Below are 15,164 nucleotides of genomic sequence, written 5' to 3'. Positions count from 1 at the left end.
ATAAGTACTATGGGATACATTTTAAATCTAGAGACAGCCACCACAAATTGTTCGGTGGCTTTGTCTATGAATGGGCAAGTTGTAGCTTATAAAGAAGACAACGCACAAAAATATTCTCACGCAGAGCGATTACATATTTATATTGAAGAGGTTCTCGCTTCCGCGAAAGTAGATAAAGCACAACTCTGTGCGGTTGCAGTGAGTAAAGGTCCAGGGAGCTATACGGGACTACGTATAGGGGTTTCTGCTGCAAAAGGTTTGAGTTATGCCTTGGACATACCATTAATAGCTGTAGAGACTTTACAATCACTATCTGTAAAAGTAAATATAAGTAAAGACGAGCTAGTTGTACCTATGCTTGATGCTCGTAGAATGGAGGTTTATAGCGCGATCTATGATCATCAAGGCACCAGACTAAGACAAACAGAGGCGCAGATTTTAGAAGATAGTTCTTTTGATAAAGAGCTATCTAATGGTTTAGTTTACTTTATAGGGAATGGAGTTTCTAAATTTAAAGAGGTTTGTACCTCAACAAATGCAAGATTTCTGCCTGATGAATTACCATCTGCAGTACAACTTGCAGTCTTGGCTCAAGAAAAATTTGAGGCAAAAGACTTTGAAGATCTGGCTTATTTTGAACCTTACTACTTAAAAGATTTTATTGCAGGAAAGCCTAGTGCTAACTAAGAAAAACAAAAATCCCGCTTCAAAGCGGGATTTTTTAGATGAATTAGTTCTTTTCAGTGCTATATAAATGCACATCTCTTTGTGGGAAAGGAATCGTAATGTCAGCGGCCTCTAATCGTGCTTTTCCTTCTTCAAGAATTATCCACCTTAAATTCCAAAAGTCTTCATTTTTTGCCCAATACCTGACAGATAAGTTCACACTACTATCGCCAAGTTCAGATACTACAACTACAGGTTTTTTATCTTCAAGTTGTAATACTTCTTTTTGCTCATTTACAAGATTCAATAAGACATCCTTTGCTGTTTTTATATTGTCATCATAACCTATTCCAAAGGTAAGAGCTTCTCTTCTTAATCCTTCTTCTGTGAAGTTTACAATGGTCTCATTTGAAAGTTGACCGTTGGGTATTATCGCTATTTGGTTCCCAAAGGTGAGGAGCTTTGTTTGGAAAATAGTAATTTCTTTTACAGTTCCTTCTTGACCTTGAGCCTTTATAAAATCGCCCATTTTGAAAGGACGCAGCAGTAAGATGAGAACTCCACCTGCAAAGTTAGCTAATGATCCCTGTAGGGCTAAACCTACTGCAAGTCCTGCTGCTCCTATAATTGCTACTAGGGAAGCGGTTTGTACGCCCAACTGTGTAATCACAAGGACTATGAGTACAATTTTTAGCGTCCAATTTATAAGGTCTGCGATAAATTTTTCTAAAGTAGGATCATAATCCTTTTTTTCAAAAAAGCGGTGTACGAGTTTTTTGATAAATCGGACTACATAAAACCCTATAAATAATAAAAGAAATGCGCTTAATAGCTTGGGAGCAAAATCCCATACCCATTTTATGGCTTGATCTATATGTTCTTGATATTCACTTAAATTATCCATGTATTCATTTTTTTGCAAAAGTGTTAAGATGCTAGTTAAGATCACAATTTGGCAGGCTAAATTTCTGTTAAAATTCTAACTGTTCTAAGACTTCTTCAACAGTATTTACGGGTAGCTTGCAGGTGTTGTTTATGCATACATAGATGAGGGTTTTGTCTTTATGAAAGCGATTTTTAAATACAGAGAGTTCACTTTGAGAAGTTGTGTAGGCTTTGATCACATTCGGTAAAAAGTAGGTGTTTAATTCTTTAACAATCTTTTTTGCATTTATTCCTACCACAATAATTAGATAGTATGGATTTGTAAAATTGAGCATTAAAGACATCCAGTTCGAAAAACTTGTCGGACTTTTATGAAAATTAACTTGAAGATGGTGTAGCATATTTAAAGCGATATCTTTATAATTTGTCTCGGGGTAATAATTAGAGAGCTTATGTAGATTTTGTGACATGATTGAATTAGACGAAGGAATTACATTGTCATAAAATTCTATATGACGGGTTGCAAGCTTTGGGTCTTGGTTGGATGTAAAATAGAAAAGAAGATTACTATTTGAATAAAAATGTTTGAAAGTGTAATCCATTAAAGATTTTGAAAGTTCTAGCCATGAGGTTTCTTCAGTTGTTTCATACAGTGTGATAAACGCATCTATTACTGCCGCATAGTCTTCAAGGTATGCGTTAATAGTGCTTTTTCCATTTTTATGAGTTCGGTATAAACCTCCATCGGTTCTCAAAAGATGTTCTTTAATAAAAAAGGCATTTTTTTGAGCAGCTTCTAAAAATTCAGGTTCATTAAAAACTGAATAAGCGTCTAAATAGCCTTTGAGCATTAATCCATTCCATGAAGTAAGAATTTTATCATCTAAGCGAGGTTTTGCTTTATTGCTTTCGCGAAAGCGTAATAATCTCTTATGCCAGCTATTCTTTTTCAATTTCAATTCTTCTACAGGTATTTCATGAGCTTTTGCAAAGTCTACATCGCTATCCTGCTTTATGAGAACATAATTTCCTGCCTCCCAATGCCCGTAAGAGTTTATGTTGTAATAAGTGCTAAATAAAGGATAGTCATTTGCTAATAATAATTTAAGTTCATCAATTTTCCACACATAATAAGCGCCTTCTTCTAAGTTGCCACTTTTTGTAAGACTATCTGCATCAAGGGAACTATAAAAAGCACCTTCAGGTGTAGACATTTCACGTTTTATAAAATTTATGGTGTTATAAACCACCTCTTTATACAAGTTGTTTTTAGTCTGAATATACGCCTGTGAATATAGACTTACTAATTGTGCATTGTCATAAAGCATTTTTTCAAAGTGTGGTACGTGCCATTTCATATCTGTGCTATATCTAGCAAAACCACCACCTATATGGTCATTAATGCCTCCGTAAGCTATACTTTCTAAGGTTGTATGTACGTATTCTAAAATTTCTTTCTCATTAGTTTGATGCCCATACCGTAATAGAAATTTATAGTTTGTAGGCATCATAAATTTAGGCGCTCTGTTTAATCCGCCTTGGCGGGTATCCCATTGTCGAGACCATTGTGCAATAGCGTTTTCTAGGGTTTTCTTTTTAAAAAGTACCTCGTTCATGTTGGGGGTAATAAGATCTGTTTGCTGCATCCCTTCGCTTAATTTTTCTGCATATTCTTGAAGTTTTTCAGGGCTTTCTTTAAATAAGTTTGCTATTTGATCAAGAGCGCTTACCCATTCGTCCTTTTTAAAGTAAGTTCCTCCCCATACAGGTCTACCATCTGGTAGAGCGATCACGTTAAGAGGCCATCCGCCCTGACCAGTCATAAGTTGTACCGCTGTCATATATACATTATCTACATCTGGTCTTTCTTCACGATCTACTTTAATATTGATATAATTAGAATTCATTAGCTGAGCTATAGCTTCATCTTCAAAGCTCTCGTGTTCCATTACATGACACCAGTGACATGCTGAATATCCAATGCTTACAAGAATAAGTTTATTTTCTTTGACAGCTTTCTTAAGTGTCTTTTCATTCCAAGGCCTCCAGTCTACAGGATTATGCGCATGTTGTAATAAATAGGGACTGGATTCTTTTATAAGATCGTTTGTAAAAGGATGATTCATTAAATGGAAGGATTAGTGTTTTTTCGTTTTTTAGATAACTTATTGTTGTAAAATAATAAAATCCTGCTGGAAGGCAGGATTTTTATAATGATTAAGCGAATTGATTAGTTCACCTCAAAGGTAATTTTACAATTCATACGGTATTCTCTTATTTTACCGTCAGAGCCTACTACAGCATTTTGTTCATTTACGTAAAGTGATTTTATATTCTTTACAGATTTACTTGCGTGGTCTAATGCATTTGCTGCTGCTTCTTCCCAGCTGGTTGGTGAACTTGCTAATACTTCTATAACTTTTAATACTGCCATTTTAATTGGTTTTAAATTAATAATTAGTTGTTTCTGTAAGTTACGGAAAGTAAGAGCAAAATTTGGTAAACCTATGTTAAGGTGTGGGTTCTTATAAATTTAAAGAACCTAGATAATAAGAAGGTAAATTACCAACCACCAGAGGCACCACCGCCACCAAAGCCTCCTCCGCCGAAACCTCCGCCAAAGCCACCACCTCCGCCAAAGCCACCACCGCTTCCGAAGCCTCCACCTCCAAATCCGCCACGACCCATATTACTAAGTATGATGACATCCAATAAGGAGCTGCCGAATGATTTCTTGCCTCCATTACGTCCGCCTCCTCTATGGTTTTTGCGGCTCATGATAATCATCATTACTACAAAAAAAACGAACATTAAAATAGGCTTAATAGGAAGACCACTAGAAGTAGCTGGTCGTGTACCGGTAAAATTTTCTTGCAAACCTTGGAAAAGAGCATCTGCCGCTTGATCTAGCCCAGTGTAAAAGTCACCGTTTTTAAACTGCGGGATCATAATGCGATTTATAATCTGCTCTGCATCTCTATCGGATATAATAGATTCAATTCCATATCCTGTATTAATATCTATTTGTCTATCATCTTTTGCAAGTAATATTAAAATGCCATTATCTGCATCTGCTTGACCAATTCCCCATTTCTGACCCCATTTTGCACCAAGTTGATCTAAACTTTCGCCGTTAGAGCTAGAAATAATAGCCACTACTATTTGAGTAGAAGTGGTATCACTATACTTTATAAGTTTATTTTCAAGAGAAGATTTTTGAGTGGGAGTTAATAATCCTATGTAATCGTAAACCGCATCAGGATTTGCCTTGGTAGGTTTTGCAGGTATCTCATATTGGGCATATGTTACCTGACTCCCCATCAAGATAAAAATGAAAAGAGTGAGATAAGAGAACTTTACTAAATACGGAAGCTTTTTCACTTAGAATAGGTTTGAAGCTTTCAATTTGGCGAAAGCAGAATATAAGAATACTAATTATGAAGTAGTAATTTCATCTGGAAGTTCATTAATGTCACCATGTTGCCATGGAAAAAATGCCGCAAGCTTATCACCCGCAGATGCAACGCCAGCTATAAGTCCATCGCGGAAATCACCTTTTTTAAAATAGACTAGCATCATCTTCATGGTGCTTTCCCAGAAATCGCTAGGTACTTTTCTATTTATGCCAGCGTCTCCGCATATGGCCAGTTTATGGTCATCTACAGCTACGTAGATTAATACGCCATTTTCATCTTTGGTATTATCCATTTTGAGAAAATGAAATAATTCTTGAGCACGTAACAATGCATCTTTATTTGCATGGTGTTCAAGATGGACGCGTATTTCTCCTGAGGTTTGAGTTTCTGAATGGCGTATAGCTGCAACAATAGCTTGCTCATCTTCTTTAGTTAAAAAATCTTCTACTGTAGATGCCATCTAGCTGCCGAAGTCAAATTCTACGTCTGGAGCATTTTCTGTACCTGCATCTGCTTCAAAATATGCTCGACTATCAAAACCTAACATACCTGCGATAAGGCTTGTAGGAAACATACGTATTTCCTGATTTAATTCTTTTGCGCGTTCGTTAAAACGGTTACGCTCTACGTTAATTCTATTTTCTGTACGCTCCAATTCGTTTATAAGTTCTCTAAAATTTTCATTTGCTTTTAAGTCTGGGTACCGTTCAAAGGTAGCCAGTAATCTAGATAGAGCAGAAGTAAGTCCAGATTGTGCCTGCTGAAACTGTTGTAGTTGCTCTGGTGTTATATTTGAAGGGTCAATATTTACTGATGTAGCTTTAGAACGAGCCTCTGTAACTTTTACAAGAGTAGATTGCTCAAATTCTGCATAGCCCTTTGCGGTACTAACAATATTTGGGATCAAATCAGCGCGACGCTGGTACGCACTTTCTACATTACCCCATTGAGCACTTACGCTCTCATCAAGAGGTACAAGTCTGTTATTTGTATTTGCTACATACATTCCTATGAGTGCTATTACGCCTACTACAGCGATGATAGCTATTAGTCCTTTTTTCATAATATAATTTTATTTAAGGTTGGTTTTGATCTGCCTAGTGATATAAAAGCATATGGCAATTTACAGAAAGAAAAAGTGCATTCTTTTAAATAAATCTTAAAAGAGGAAGTAGAGATACAGATGGGCTTACTAAGAATAGACTAAAGATCTTTTTTGATCTCTAGCAGCTGTGCTTTGACAGTTTCCAGCTTACTAATAATCTCAAAGTTGCTTAAGATCTCTTTTTTACCTTCTTTAAGATGTGTTTTTGCGCCTTCGAGTGTAAAACCACGCTCTTTTACTAGATGATAGATGAGCCCTAAGTTTTTTATGTCTTCTGGTGTAAACTTGCGAGCACCACGAGCATTCTTTTTAGGAGTAATTACATCAAACTCTTTTTCCCAAAAACGTATTAAAGAAGTATTTACGTCAAAGGCTTTTGCAACTTCTCCTATACTGTAATACAATTTTTCAGGAAGATTAATGTGCATTAGTCTAGGGATTGATTTTCTATGGATGCTTTGGCAAGCATTATATCATATTCTTCTGGGGTAAGGTCATTATGATAAAAATTTACTGGATTGAGAACAATGCCATTTTTACGAACCTCATAATGTAAGTGAGGTCCAGAGGATAGACCAGTATTGCCCACGTAACCAATAATTTCTCCCCGTTTTACAGAACGCCCAGATTTAGTATTGTATTTGCTTAAATGTCCGTAGTAAGTCCTATACCCAAAACCATGTTCTATGATAACCATTTTACCATATCCGCTACCTAAACTAGCCTTAACCACTTTTCCATCACCTGTGGCATAAATAGGTGTTCCAGGAGGTGCTGTAAAGTCCATTCCATTGTGCATCTTACGATATTTTAAAATAGGATGTACACGCATTCCATAACCTGAAGCTACTCTTGATAAATCTTTATTTTGAATGGGTTGAATGGCAGGGATTGTTTTAAGAAGCGCTTCTTTTTCTTCTGCAAGTTTTGCTATCTCATCTAGAGACTTTGATTGTACTACAATACGTTTTGTAATTTGGTCAATACGCTTCGCACTCTCTATTATCATCGATGAGTTGTCGTAGCCTTCAAGATTTTTATACCTGTTTACCCCACCAAATCCAGCCTGTCGCACATCATTAGGAATAGGCGAGGCTTCAAAAAGAACGCGGTACACATTATTGTCACGTTCTTCAACATTAGCTAACACACTTTCAATTTGATCTAACTTTTTTTGTTGAAGTTCGAACTGTAATTCGATATTAGATAATTCTCGCTCAAGTTTACGTTCTTTTGGTGTATCTACACCTGAGTTAAAAACAGCAATCGTTATCAAGAGACCCATCAAGGCTGTTCCTGTGATAAAAAGAAGAACAGCGCCTACAGTGCGCCCTTTTTTGCGCTCTACTTTTCGATAGGACAGCGTCTCGCTGTCATAGTAATATTTTACCTTAGACATAAGTTAAAATGCTTATTTTTGGGGTTTGTTTGTATGGCTTTACGCTTTCGCGAAAGCGAACTGACAACCACTCACAACGTTCAAATATAAAATAAATTATCCACACCATCCATCGTATGAAATCTCAAGAGGTACGTAAACGATTTTTAGAATTTTTTGAATCAAAAAAACACACGATTGTTCCATCTGCTCCCATGGTGCTAAAAGATGACCCAACATTGATGTTTACCAATGCAGGAATGGTACCTTTTAAAGAATATTTCCTTGGAAATGCCACGCCTAAAAATTCAAGACTTACAGATACTCAAAAGTGCTTGCGCGTTTCTGGGAAGCATAATGATCTAGAGGAGGTAGGAAAGGATACCTACCATCATACCATGTTTGAGATGTTGGGAAATTGGTCTTTTGGAGATTACTTTAAAGAAGAGGCTATTTCTTGGGCTTGGGAGTTCTTAACCGAAGTAGTAAAAATTGATAAGGACATTCTCTACGTGACCATTTTTGAAGGTGATAAAGAAGATGATTTAGGTCGTGATGAAGAGGCTTATAATTTTTGGAAAGAGCGTATCGATGAAAGCCGAATTTTAAACGGTAATAAAAAAGATAATTTTTGGGAGATGGGTGCTCAAGGTCCTTGTGGTCCATGTTCTGAAATTCACGTTGATATACGATCTGATGAAGAGAAAGCAAAAGTTGATGGTAAGACGCTCGTAAATGAAGATCATCCACAAGTAGTTGAAATATGGAATCTTGTTTTCATGCAATACAACCGTCTGGCAAACGGATCGTTGGTAAAACTTCCTAGCCAGCACGTTGACACCGGTATGGGCTTTGAGCGTTTATGTATGGTATTGCAAGGCGTTCAATCTAACTACGATACTGATGTTTTTACGCCACTTATGCGTGAGATTGAAACCATTACAAATACAACCTGCGGAACGACTGAAGAGATAGATATCGCCATTCGTGTAATTGCAGATCACGTTAGAGCGGTTTCATTTTCAATAGCAGATGGTCAGCTGCCATCTAATACTGGAGCGGGTTATGTGATACGACGTATATTGCGTCGTGCGATTAGATATGGTTTTACTTTCCTGAACACTAAAGAGCCGTTTATTTATAAGTTGGTAGCTACTTTGGTAAGTCAAATGGGAGCCGCTTTTCCAGAACTAGAAGCTCAAAAGAATTTAATTACCAATGTAATAAAAGAAGAAGAAGGTTCATTTTTACGCACGCTTGACAAAGGATTAATTTTATTAGACAACGCTATTGCCGAAGAAAAAAGTGATACTATTTCTGGATCCAAAGCTTTTGAATTATACGATACGTACGGATTCCCTATAGATCTCACAGCACTTATTTTAAGTGAAAAAGGTCTTAAGTTAGATGAAGCCGGTTTTGAAGCAGCACTCAAAAAACAAAAGGATCGTTCACGTGCAGCTACTAAGGTTGAAACAGGAGATTGGACTGTACTATATGAAGATTCTGAGGAAGAGTTTATTGGTTATGATACCTTAGAAACCTTTGTAAAAATTACACGTTACCGCAAAGTGGAAAGTAAAAAAGATGGGGAGTTGTATCAACTAGTCTTTAATCTTACTCCTTTTTATCCAGAAGGTGGCGGTCAAGTAGGAGACAAAGGATATTTAGAAACGCCAAGTGGTGAGGTAGTATACATTATTGATACTAAGAAAGAAAACAACCTTATTATCCATCTGGTAAAAAATTTACCTCGCTCTGTAGATGAGACTTTTAAGGCGGTAGTAGATATTAAGCAGCGTAATCGTACCAATGCAAATCATAGTGCTACGCATTTACTGCATCAAGGTCTACGTAGTGTTTTAGGAGAACATGTAGAGCAGAAGGGAAGTATGGTGCATAGTAGAAGCCTTCGTTTTGATTTCTCTCATTTTTCTAAAGTTTCTCAAGAAGAATTACAAGAAGTAGAAGACTTTGTAAATGCACGAATACGTGAGAACTTAACCTTAGCAGAACAGCGTAATATTTCTTACGATCAAGCTATTAATGAAGGAGCGATTGCACTGTTTGGTGAAAAATACGGGGATGCCGTACGTACCATACGCTTTGGAAATTCAATGGAGCTTTGTGGTGGTACGCACGTACAGCAAACGGGAGATATTTGGCATTTTAAAATAACTTCTGAAGGTGCTGTTGCTTCAGGAATACGCCGCATTGAGGCTATCACCTCAGATGCAGCAAAGGATTACTTTACATCTGAAACTACGGCTTATAATGAAGTAAAAGCACTACTCAAAGGGAATCAAGATCCAGTAAAAGCCATTACAAATTTACAAGAGGAAAATACAGCACTTAAGAAACAAGTAGAAGCTTTTATTAAAAAAAAGGCACAAAATTTAAGTGGAGATCTTCAAAAAGAGTTTGAAGATATAAATGGGATCGATTTTCTAGCAAAAAAGGTAGATCTCGATGCTGGAGCCATTAAGGACCTTGCTTTTAAACTAGGAGAAAATAGAGACAACGTTTTTATCATTTTTGGTACAGAACAAAATGGTAAAGCGTTATTGAGTTGTTATATTTCTAAAGCGCTTGTCTCTTCAAAAAATCTCAATGCAGGCCAAGTAGTGCGCGAATTAGGAAAGTACATCCAAGGAGGTGGCGGTGGCCAACCTTTCTTTGCTACGGCTGGAGGTAAAAACCCTGAAGGTATTGATACGGCACTTGCAGAGGCAAAAAACTATTTAGCATAAATATAGGTGAAACTACAAACCGAAATTCCAATAAAGCAAGCTGCGAAACTATTTGGTTACGAGAATAAGCTATTGTTATTGGGCTCTTGTTTTGCAGAAAATATTGGAAAGAAACTTGACTATTTTAAGTTTCAATCGGTGACTAATCCGTTTGGAATTATTTTCAACCCTATAGCATTAGAGACTGTAATCAATGCTGCGGTTGTCAATAAAACATTTACAGAAGTTGATGTTTTTGAACACAACGGGATCTGGAAGTCCTTTGCGGCACACAGTGATTTAAATGCGAGCAGTAGACTGGAGGCAGTGATTCATCTTCAAGAGGCCCAGCAAGTTTTAAGGGAGCAACTTACAGAAGCATCCCATATTGTTATCACACTTGGGACTTCGTGGGTTTACAAACACATAGCACGCCAGCAAGTGGTTGCAAATTGCCACAAAGTGCCTCAGAAAGAGTTTACTAAGGAATTATTGGATAGTCAAAAGATATCCGAAAGTTTATCTAGAATCCTAAAAGACGTTCAACAATTGAATCCTTCAGCGAGTATCACGTTTACGGTTTCACCTATACGTCATAGTAAGGATGGTTTTGTAGAAAATACACTCAGTAAATCGCATCTTATCGCTGCCGTACATCATGTGGTAGACAATGAGAACGTTCATTATTTCCCCGCATATGAAATTATGATGGACGAGCTACGAGACTATCGTTTTTACAATGCAGATATGATTCATCCCAGTCCAGTTGCTATCGATTATATCTGGGAAAAGTTTATGGAGAATTACGCTTTCGCGAAAGCGCAACAAACCGCAAAAGAAGTAGCGGTGATACAACAAGGATTAGCTCATAAACCATTTCAGCCCGAATCTCAAGCGCACCAAAAATTCCTAGCAAAGCTATATGCTAAAATTGAGAGTATGCAAAAGATGTATCCTTTTATGGAGTTTTTACCACATGCATAAGTGGCTTGCCATATAGGGACAGTCCATCTGTTATGAGATGTGCTACTTTGGGTAGTTTTTTAGTTTGAGCTTCTAAATATCCCTTGATGTTCTCAGCAAAACTAGCGTCTATAGGTATTGCGAGTTCGTATACTTCTAAGCTAGCAAGCCAATCTTTTGGAAAATTCGCTTGTAACTGACGAAAGATTTCTTCCAGTCGCGCAACCTTAACATCATTAGACTCACGCATATCTCGTATCTCTTTATAAAGACTGTTGAGTAGCGTGTCTTCTTCAGACAATTCTTGATGAATGGTATTTGTGCTACTTACGTGACTAACCATATTAAATGAAGTATGATCTGCCGCTCCCGCAAATGCCGAAACGATAGAAGAACCAATAGCCATATCAAAAGGTCCGTTTTTACGAGAGATTAGTTTTTCACCTTTGTAACTCACTTCGCAGCCATCAAAGTGAACCGCCAGCAAGGTACCATCTATACTTCGAGTTCCTGTAGTAATCATTCCAGTCACCGTAATACCACTTTCAAATTCAAAAGAATTTATGCCGCCTTCATATATTTCAAACGCCTTCAAATCCCGCGGACTCATACGTTCAATCGCTACAGAGCTTCGTTTGAGTTTACCTAGAGGTGAAGAGAATCCTTTTCTAAAGTGTGAAGTTCCTAAACCAATTAATTCTTTGTTACGGTAGGCTAGTGCAGAGGGACCTGTAGTTTCAAAATAAACCACATTATTATCCTCATCTTGAATCATCTTAGAGAAATTACCACTTACCTGCAGGCCAGTGTTTAATTCAATTGAACCCAATTGTTTACAATCGATTAGTTTTTGCACTCCACGCCATCCTCCTTTGCGTAAAGCCATAGTTTCTGCAAACTCCTCTAAAACTTCCATTAAGTATCCAAAATCTGGAGTCACATAGAGCTGAGGTTGCATTTGTGTAATATCAAATTCTTGATATGCAGCATCAATACTATATGGTATTTTCTTAACCGCATCTGTTAGGCAATGCTTGCTTTCACCTAAGGAAGAAAGAAGACCTGCTCCATATAATTTAGGGTTATCTACAGATCCTATAAGACCATACTCTACAGTCCACCAGTGAAGGTTGCGTATCAAGGCTATTTCAGAAGGTGCTACCGTCATTTCTTGAAGACGGTTTACTTCATCTTCAGCTGCTTGTACATCTTCATCTGGAATACCTTCTGCCTCCTTTAGGATAGATAATTTACGTACTGCCTCGTACATATTCATATCATGTGCATTAGAAATAGCACGCGCACCTATCTCTCCAAAACGCCTTAAATACTCAGCATAATCTGGACTTGCAATAATTGGCGCATGTCCAGCACCTTCATGAATAATGTCTGGTGCAGGAGTATATTCAATATTTTCTAGTTGGCGTATATCACTAGCAATAACTAACACCTTATAGGCTTGAAATTCCATAAAAGCATTAGGAGGGATAAAGCCATCTACAGCAACAGCAGCCCAGCCTATCTCTTTGAGAATGCGATTCATTCCGTACATCGATGGGATTTCATCTATAGAAATACCTGTTTTCTTAAGACCAGAGGTATAACTCTCATGAGCCACTTGGCTTAAGTAGTTTACATTTTTGCGCATTACGTATCGCCATACCGCCTGATTGATAGGTGTATATTGCTCGTAAGCCTGTGGTTTTATGTACTGGCGTAAGTGTGCCGGTAATTTATCGAGTAACGGGTTTGTCTCTACATGCATTTCCATAACGTAAATTTACGGAGAAACTATTCAATTTTATAATCCATTTATTTGACAAGTTCGGGAGATAACATATTGTAACTAAATGGGTGGTTTCGCTTTCGCGAAATTAAAGCGCTAAAATTTTTCTAGATATTAGGTGATTCAATATTGAGGGTATATTTTATTACTTTTACGTAAACAAAAATATTTTGAAGAAGTTTACTTTTTTAATAGTTAGTATTTTGACTTTTTTCTCAAGTTGTACAGAATTTAGTGAGGTTGAAAGTAGCGAAGATTACATCGAAATAGGTGTAAGATTTCCCGAGTCAAGCTCTACAAAGAGAATTGCTATAGATGATTATCCAGATTTTAAATCTTTTCAACAAGAAATAGGGGATCTAGTTTGCGAAGGAGTTTCTCCCCAATTAGTTATACAGGATGACAACCATTCTTATCTTGTGAATTTAATTAATCCGTGTACGAAAAGATATGGTTGTGGTTTAATAAGAGAAAAAAATGTCTTTAGAATAATTAATAATAAGATTACAAAGGCTGGAAAAAATATTGATATTGATAATATACAAGAAGTAGTAACTTTTCTTAGAGAGGATATTCTTAACGAAGGGAAAAATCCTAGTTTAAGCGATCGCGCAGAGAAGCTTTTTTATGTTATTAATTATGATTGGGAAGTTCAGGTTACAGATCAATTCAATGTGGCTGTTCTAAATTTAATAAAAGTACATCAGGCGTTAGGACTTACTCATCCATTTAAATTATTAATCGACTCAGTTCCACCTCCACCTCCACCACCGGTTAACTAATTTCAAAATCAGACCTCTATTAAATAATTATACAACTTGGAGTTAGTAAGAAATAATCCTTATATCAAAAACAAAATAATGCCACAACCTTACGTAAAAACACTTACCTCAAACGGTGTCGCAACCATTACTTTTTTTCATCCAGCTCATAATAGTATGCCTAGTGGTGTACTCTCAGACTTAGAAAGTGCTATTATACGATCTGGAGAAGATGATACTGTGCAAGTAATTGTACTAAAAAGTGGTGGCGATAGAACTTTTTGTGCAGGAGCTAGCTTTGACGAACTACTTTCAATTGAAACCGAAGAGGAAGGAAAAAAATTCTTTATGGGTTTTGCAAAGGTGATTCTTGCAATGCGTTCTTGTTCAAAGATTATTATTGGAAGCGTACAAGGAAAAGCTGTAGGTGGTGGTGTAGGACTAGCAGCCGCTACAGACTATTGCTTCGCAACTAAATACGCCAGTGTGAAGTTGAGCGAACTCACAATTGGCATAGGACCTTTTGTAATTGCTCCCGCTATAGAAAGAAAAATAGGCGTTGCATGCTTAGCAGAAATGACACTTAATGCTACAGAATTTTACACCGCACAGTGGGCTAAAGACAAAAACTTATTTGCCGAAATTTATGAAACAGGGATTTTAATGGAAGAAGCTGTTGAGGTTTTTGCAAACAAACTTGCCTCTTACAATCCAGAAGCACTCACCGCTATGAAACAGGCATTTTGGAATAATACAGAACACTGGCCAGAACTTTTAGAAACACGCGCCGCGATGAGCGGAAAGCTTGTTTTGAGTGATTTCACTAAAAATACGCTAAGCAAATTGAAGAACTAAAAAAAGCATCCGTCAGGATGCTTTTTTAATATTTGTATCAAACTGAATTTTAGTTGCCAGCTACTTGTGGCGGGTATACTTCCATGATTTCTTTTACAATCAAGTTGATGCGCTCTTCACGTTTATCTACATCTCCAGAGACTAGTGGGGCTGTACCTTGACCTTGCCAAATTAATTGATTTTTATTTGAGTCTATAAGATCAATGTACAAGGTTCCTTGTGTGGTTCTAGAGACAGAATTGTTATTGTAGAATCCGCCATTCCAACCCCAAGGTCCTGCCCATGGACCCCAAAATCCTCCCCAACCTCCGTTGAAGCCAAAGTTGTTTTGGTAAACATTTATACGTTCTTTAGCTTTAGTAAAAATACTTACTAAAACAGCAGGATCTTCAGACTTAGTGTAGCCTTTTGCCATCATCTCAGATTCAATGGCACGTAACACGCGTTTTTTGTCAAGATCTGAGATTTCTGCCTTGTCTATACCTGGTTTGTAAAAAGCAAATGTTTTATAATCATTAAAATTAATATTCTTGTCGTAATCTGATGCGACACGCACAGTACTACAAGAAGTTAGCAGCACTATAACTGCAAAAACCGGTAAGAGTCGAAGTGTTTTCATA

At 37.1% G+C, this 15,164-nt stretch carries 15 protein-coding genes; 5 read left to right on the top strand and 10 right to left on the bottom strand.

The genetic code is table 11. The features are described 5' to 3' along the window. Positions 1-9: 9 nt before the first annotated feature. Complete coding sequence (tsaB, locus tag OD90_RS06775; protein WP_144668248.1) at positions 10-687, top strand: tRNA (adenosine(37)-N6)-threonylcarbamoyltransferase complex dimerization subunit type 1 TsaB; 678 nt, start codon at positions 10-12, stop codon at positions 685-687. A gap of 43 nt (positions 688-730) precedes the next feature. On the opposite strand, the gene OD90_RS06770 is transcribed toward tsaB, so the two are convergent. From OD90_RS06770 to OD90_RS06735, 8 genes are all read right to left on the bottom strand, one after another. Continuing rightward, on the bottom strand, positions 731-1,570 hold the full coding sequence (locus tag OD90_RS06770; RefSeq protein ID WP_144668246.1) for a mechanosensitive ion channel family protein: 840 nt from the start codon (positions 1,568-1,570) through the stop codon (positions 731-733). Positions 1,571-1,637: 67 nt separating this feature from the next. Continuing rightward, positions 1,638-3,677, bottom strand: a complete 2,040-nt coding sequence (locus OD90_RS06765; protein ID WP_144668244.1) for a thioredoxin domain-containing protein — start codon at positions 3,675-3,677, stop codon at positions 1,638-1,640. A 104-nt stretch (positions 3,678-3,781) separates the two neighbouring features. Then, positions 3,782-3,985 (bottom strand): dodecin family protein, encoded by a 204-nt coding sequence (locus tag OD90_RS06760; protein ID WP_144668242.1) that lies wholly within the window; start codon positions 3,983-3,985, stop codon positions 3,782-3,784. Between the two features lie 128 nt (positions 3,986-4,113). Beyond that, on the bottom strand, positions 4,114-4,872 hold the full coding sequence (locus OD90_RS06755; protein ID WP_144669654.1) for a TPM domain-containing protein: 759 nt from the start codon (positions 4,870-4,872) through the stop codon (positions 4,114-4,116). A 114-nt stretch (positions 4,873-4,986) separates the two neighbouring features. Next, positions 4,987-5,427, bottom strand: a complete 441-nt coding sequence (locus OD90_RS06750) for a TPM domain-containing protein (protein ID WP_144668240.1) — start codon at positions 5,425-5,427, stop codon at positions 4,987-4,989. Beyond that, positions 5,428-6,030, bottom strand: coding sequence for a LemA family protein (locus OD90_RS06745; RefSeq protein WP_144668238.1), 603 nt, complete (start codon positions 6,028-6,030; stop codon positions 5,428-5,430). Positions 6,031-6,170: 140 nt separating this feature from the next. After that, on the bottom strand, positions 6,171-6,500 hold the full coding sequence (locus tag OD90_RS06740) for a MerR family transcriptional regulator (protein ID WP_144668236.1): 330 nt from the start codon (positions 6,498-6,500) through the stop codon (positions 6,171-6,173). Continuing rightward, positions 6,500-7,471 (bottom strand): M23 family metallopeptidase, encoded by a 972-nt coding sequence (locus tag OD90_RS06735; protein WP_144668234.1) that lies wholly within the window; start codon positions 7,469-7,471, stop codon positions 6,500-6,502. Before OD90_RS06735 ends, OD90_RS06740 begins: the two co-directional genes overlap by 1 nt. A gap of 116 nt (positions 7,472-7,587) precedes the next feature. Here OD90_RS06735 and alaS point away from each other — a divergent pair, with 116 nt between their 5' ends. Together alaS and OD90_RS06725 are read left to right on the top strand one after the other, a co-directional pair. Next, positions 7,588-10,200 (top strand): alanine--tRNA ligase, encoded by a 2,613-nt coding sequence (gene alaS, locus OD90_RS06730; protein WP_144668232.1) that lies wholly within the window; start codon positions 7,588-7,590, stop codon positions 10,198-10,200. A 6-nt stretch (positions 10,201-10,206) separates the two neighbouring features. Further along, the gene (locus tag OD90_RS06725; protein WP_144668230.1) at positions 10,207-11,163 is read left to right on the top strand and encodes a GSCFA domain-containing protein; all 957 of its coding nucleotides are present in this window, start codon (positions 10,207-10,209) and stop codon (positions 11,161-11,163) included. On the opposite strand, the gene OD90_RS06720 is transcribed toward OD90_RS06725, so the two are convergent. Beyond that, positions 11,138-12,913 (bottom strand): aromatic amino acid hydroxylase, encoded by a 1,776-nt coding sequence (locus OD90_RS06720; RefSeq protein ID WP_144668228.1) that lies wholly within the window; start codon positions 12,911-12,913, stop codon positions 11,138-11,140. The two genes, OD90_RS06725 and OD90_RS06720, sit on opposite strands and share 26 nt — an antisense overlap. Before the next feature lie 185 nt (positions 12,914-13,098). Between OD90_RS06720 and OD90_RS06715 the strand changes: the two genes are divergently transcribed. Beyond that, positions 13,099-13,710 carry a hypothetical protein gene (locus tag OD90_RS06715; protein ID WP_144668226.1) on the top strand — a complete coding sequence of 204 codons (612 nt, stop codon included), beginning with the start codon at positions 13,099-13,101 and terminating at the stop codon, positions 13,708-13,710. Positions 13,711-13,788: 78 nt separating this feature from the next. Next, on the top strand, positions 13,789-14,544 hold the full coding sequence (locus tag OD90_RS06710; RefSeq protein WP_144668224.1) for an enoyl-CoA hydratase/isomerase family protein: 756 nt from the start codon (positions 13,789-13,791) through the stop codon (positions 14,542-14,544). Positions 14,545-14,593: 49 nt separating this feature from the next. Here the strand turns inward: OD90_RS06710 and OD90_RS06705 are convergent, their stop codons facing one another. Then, the gene (locus OD90_RS06705; RefSeq protein ID WP_144668223.1) at positions 14,594-15,163 is read right to left on the bottom strand and encodes a DUF4136 domain-containing protein; all 570 of its coding nucleotides are present in this window, start codon (positions 15,161-15,163) and stop codon (positions 14,594-14,596) included. Between the last annotated feature and the right edge of the window lies 1 nt (position 15,164).

The sequence above is a fragment of the Dokdonia sp. Hel_I_53 genome (assembly GCF_007827465.1).
Lineage (GTDB): Bacteria > Bacteroidota > Bacteroidia > Flavobacteriales > Flavobacteriaceae > Dokdonia.
This window is presented reverse-complemented; position numbering and strand designations above follow the sequence as displayed.

Excerpts from the sequence above, each read along its gene's own strand:
- tsaB (WP_144668248.1), top strand. The coding sequence starts at position 10 with ATGGGATACATTTTAAATCTAGAGACAGCCACCACAAATTGTTCGGTG.
- OD90_RS06770 (WP_144668246.1), bottom strand. The coding sequence starts at position 1,570 with ATGGATAATTTAAGTGAATATCAAGAACATATAGATCAAGCCATAAAA.
- OD90_RS06765 (WP_144668244.1), bottom strand. The coding sequence starts at position 3,677 with ATGAATCATCCTTTTACAAACGATCTTATAAAAGAATCCAGTCCCTAT.
- OD90_RS06760 (WP_144668242.1), bottom strand. The coding sequence starts at position 3,985 with ATGGCAGTATTAAAAGTTATAGAAGTATTAGCAAGTTCACCAACCAGC.
- OD90_RS06755 (WP_144669654.1), bottom strand. The coding sequence starts at position 4,872 with ATGGGGAGTCAGGTAACATATGCCCAATATGAGATACCTGCAAAACCT.
- OD90_RS06750 (WP_144668240.1), bottom strand. The coding sequence starts at position 5,427 with ATGGCATCTACAGTAGAAGATTTTTTAACTAAAGAAGATGAGCAAGCT.
- OD90_RS06745 (WP_144668238.1), bottom strand. The coding sequence starts at position 6,030 with ATGAAAAAAGGACTAATAGCTATCATCGCTGTAGTAGGCGTAATAGCA.
- OD90_RS06740 (WP_144668236.1), bottom strand. The coding sequence starts at position 6,500 with ATGCACATTAATCTTCCTGAAAAATTGTATTACAGTATAGGAGAAGTT.
- OD90_RS06735 (WP_144668234.1), bottom strand. The coding sequence starts at position 7,471 with ATGTCTAAGGTAAAATATTACTATGACAGCGAGACGCTGTCCTATCGA.
- alaS (WP_144668232.1), top strand. The coding sequence starts at position 7,588 with ATGAAATCTCAAGAGGTACGTAAACGATTTTTAGAATTTTTTGAATCA.
- OD90_RS06720 (WP_144668228.1), bottom strand. The coding sequence starts at position 12,913 with ATGGAAATGCATGTAGAGACAAACCCGTTACTCGATAAATTACCGGCA.
- OD90_RS06710 (WP_144668224.1), top strand. The coding sequence starts at position 13,789 with ATGCCACAACCTTACGTAAAAACACTTACCTCAAACGGTGTCGCAACC.
- OD90_RS06705 (WP_144668223.1), bottom strand. The coding sequence starts at position 15,163 with ATGAAAACACTTCGACTCTTACCGGTTTTTGCAGTTATAGTGCTGCTA.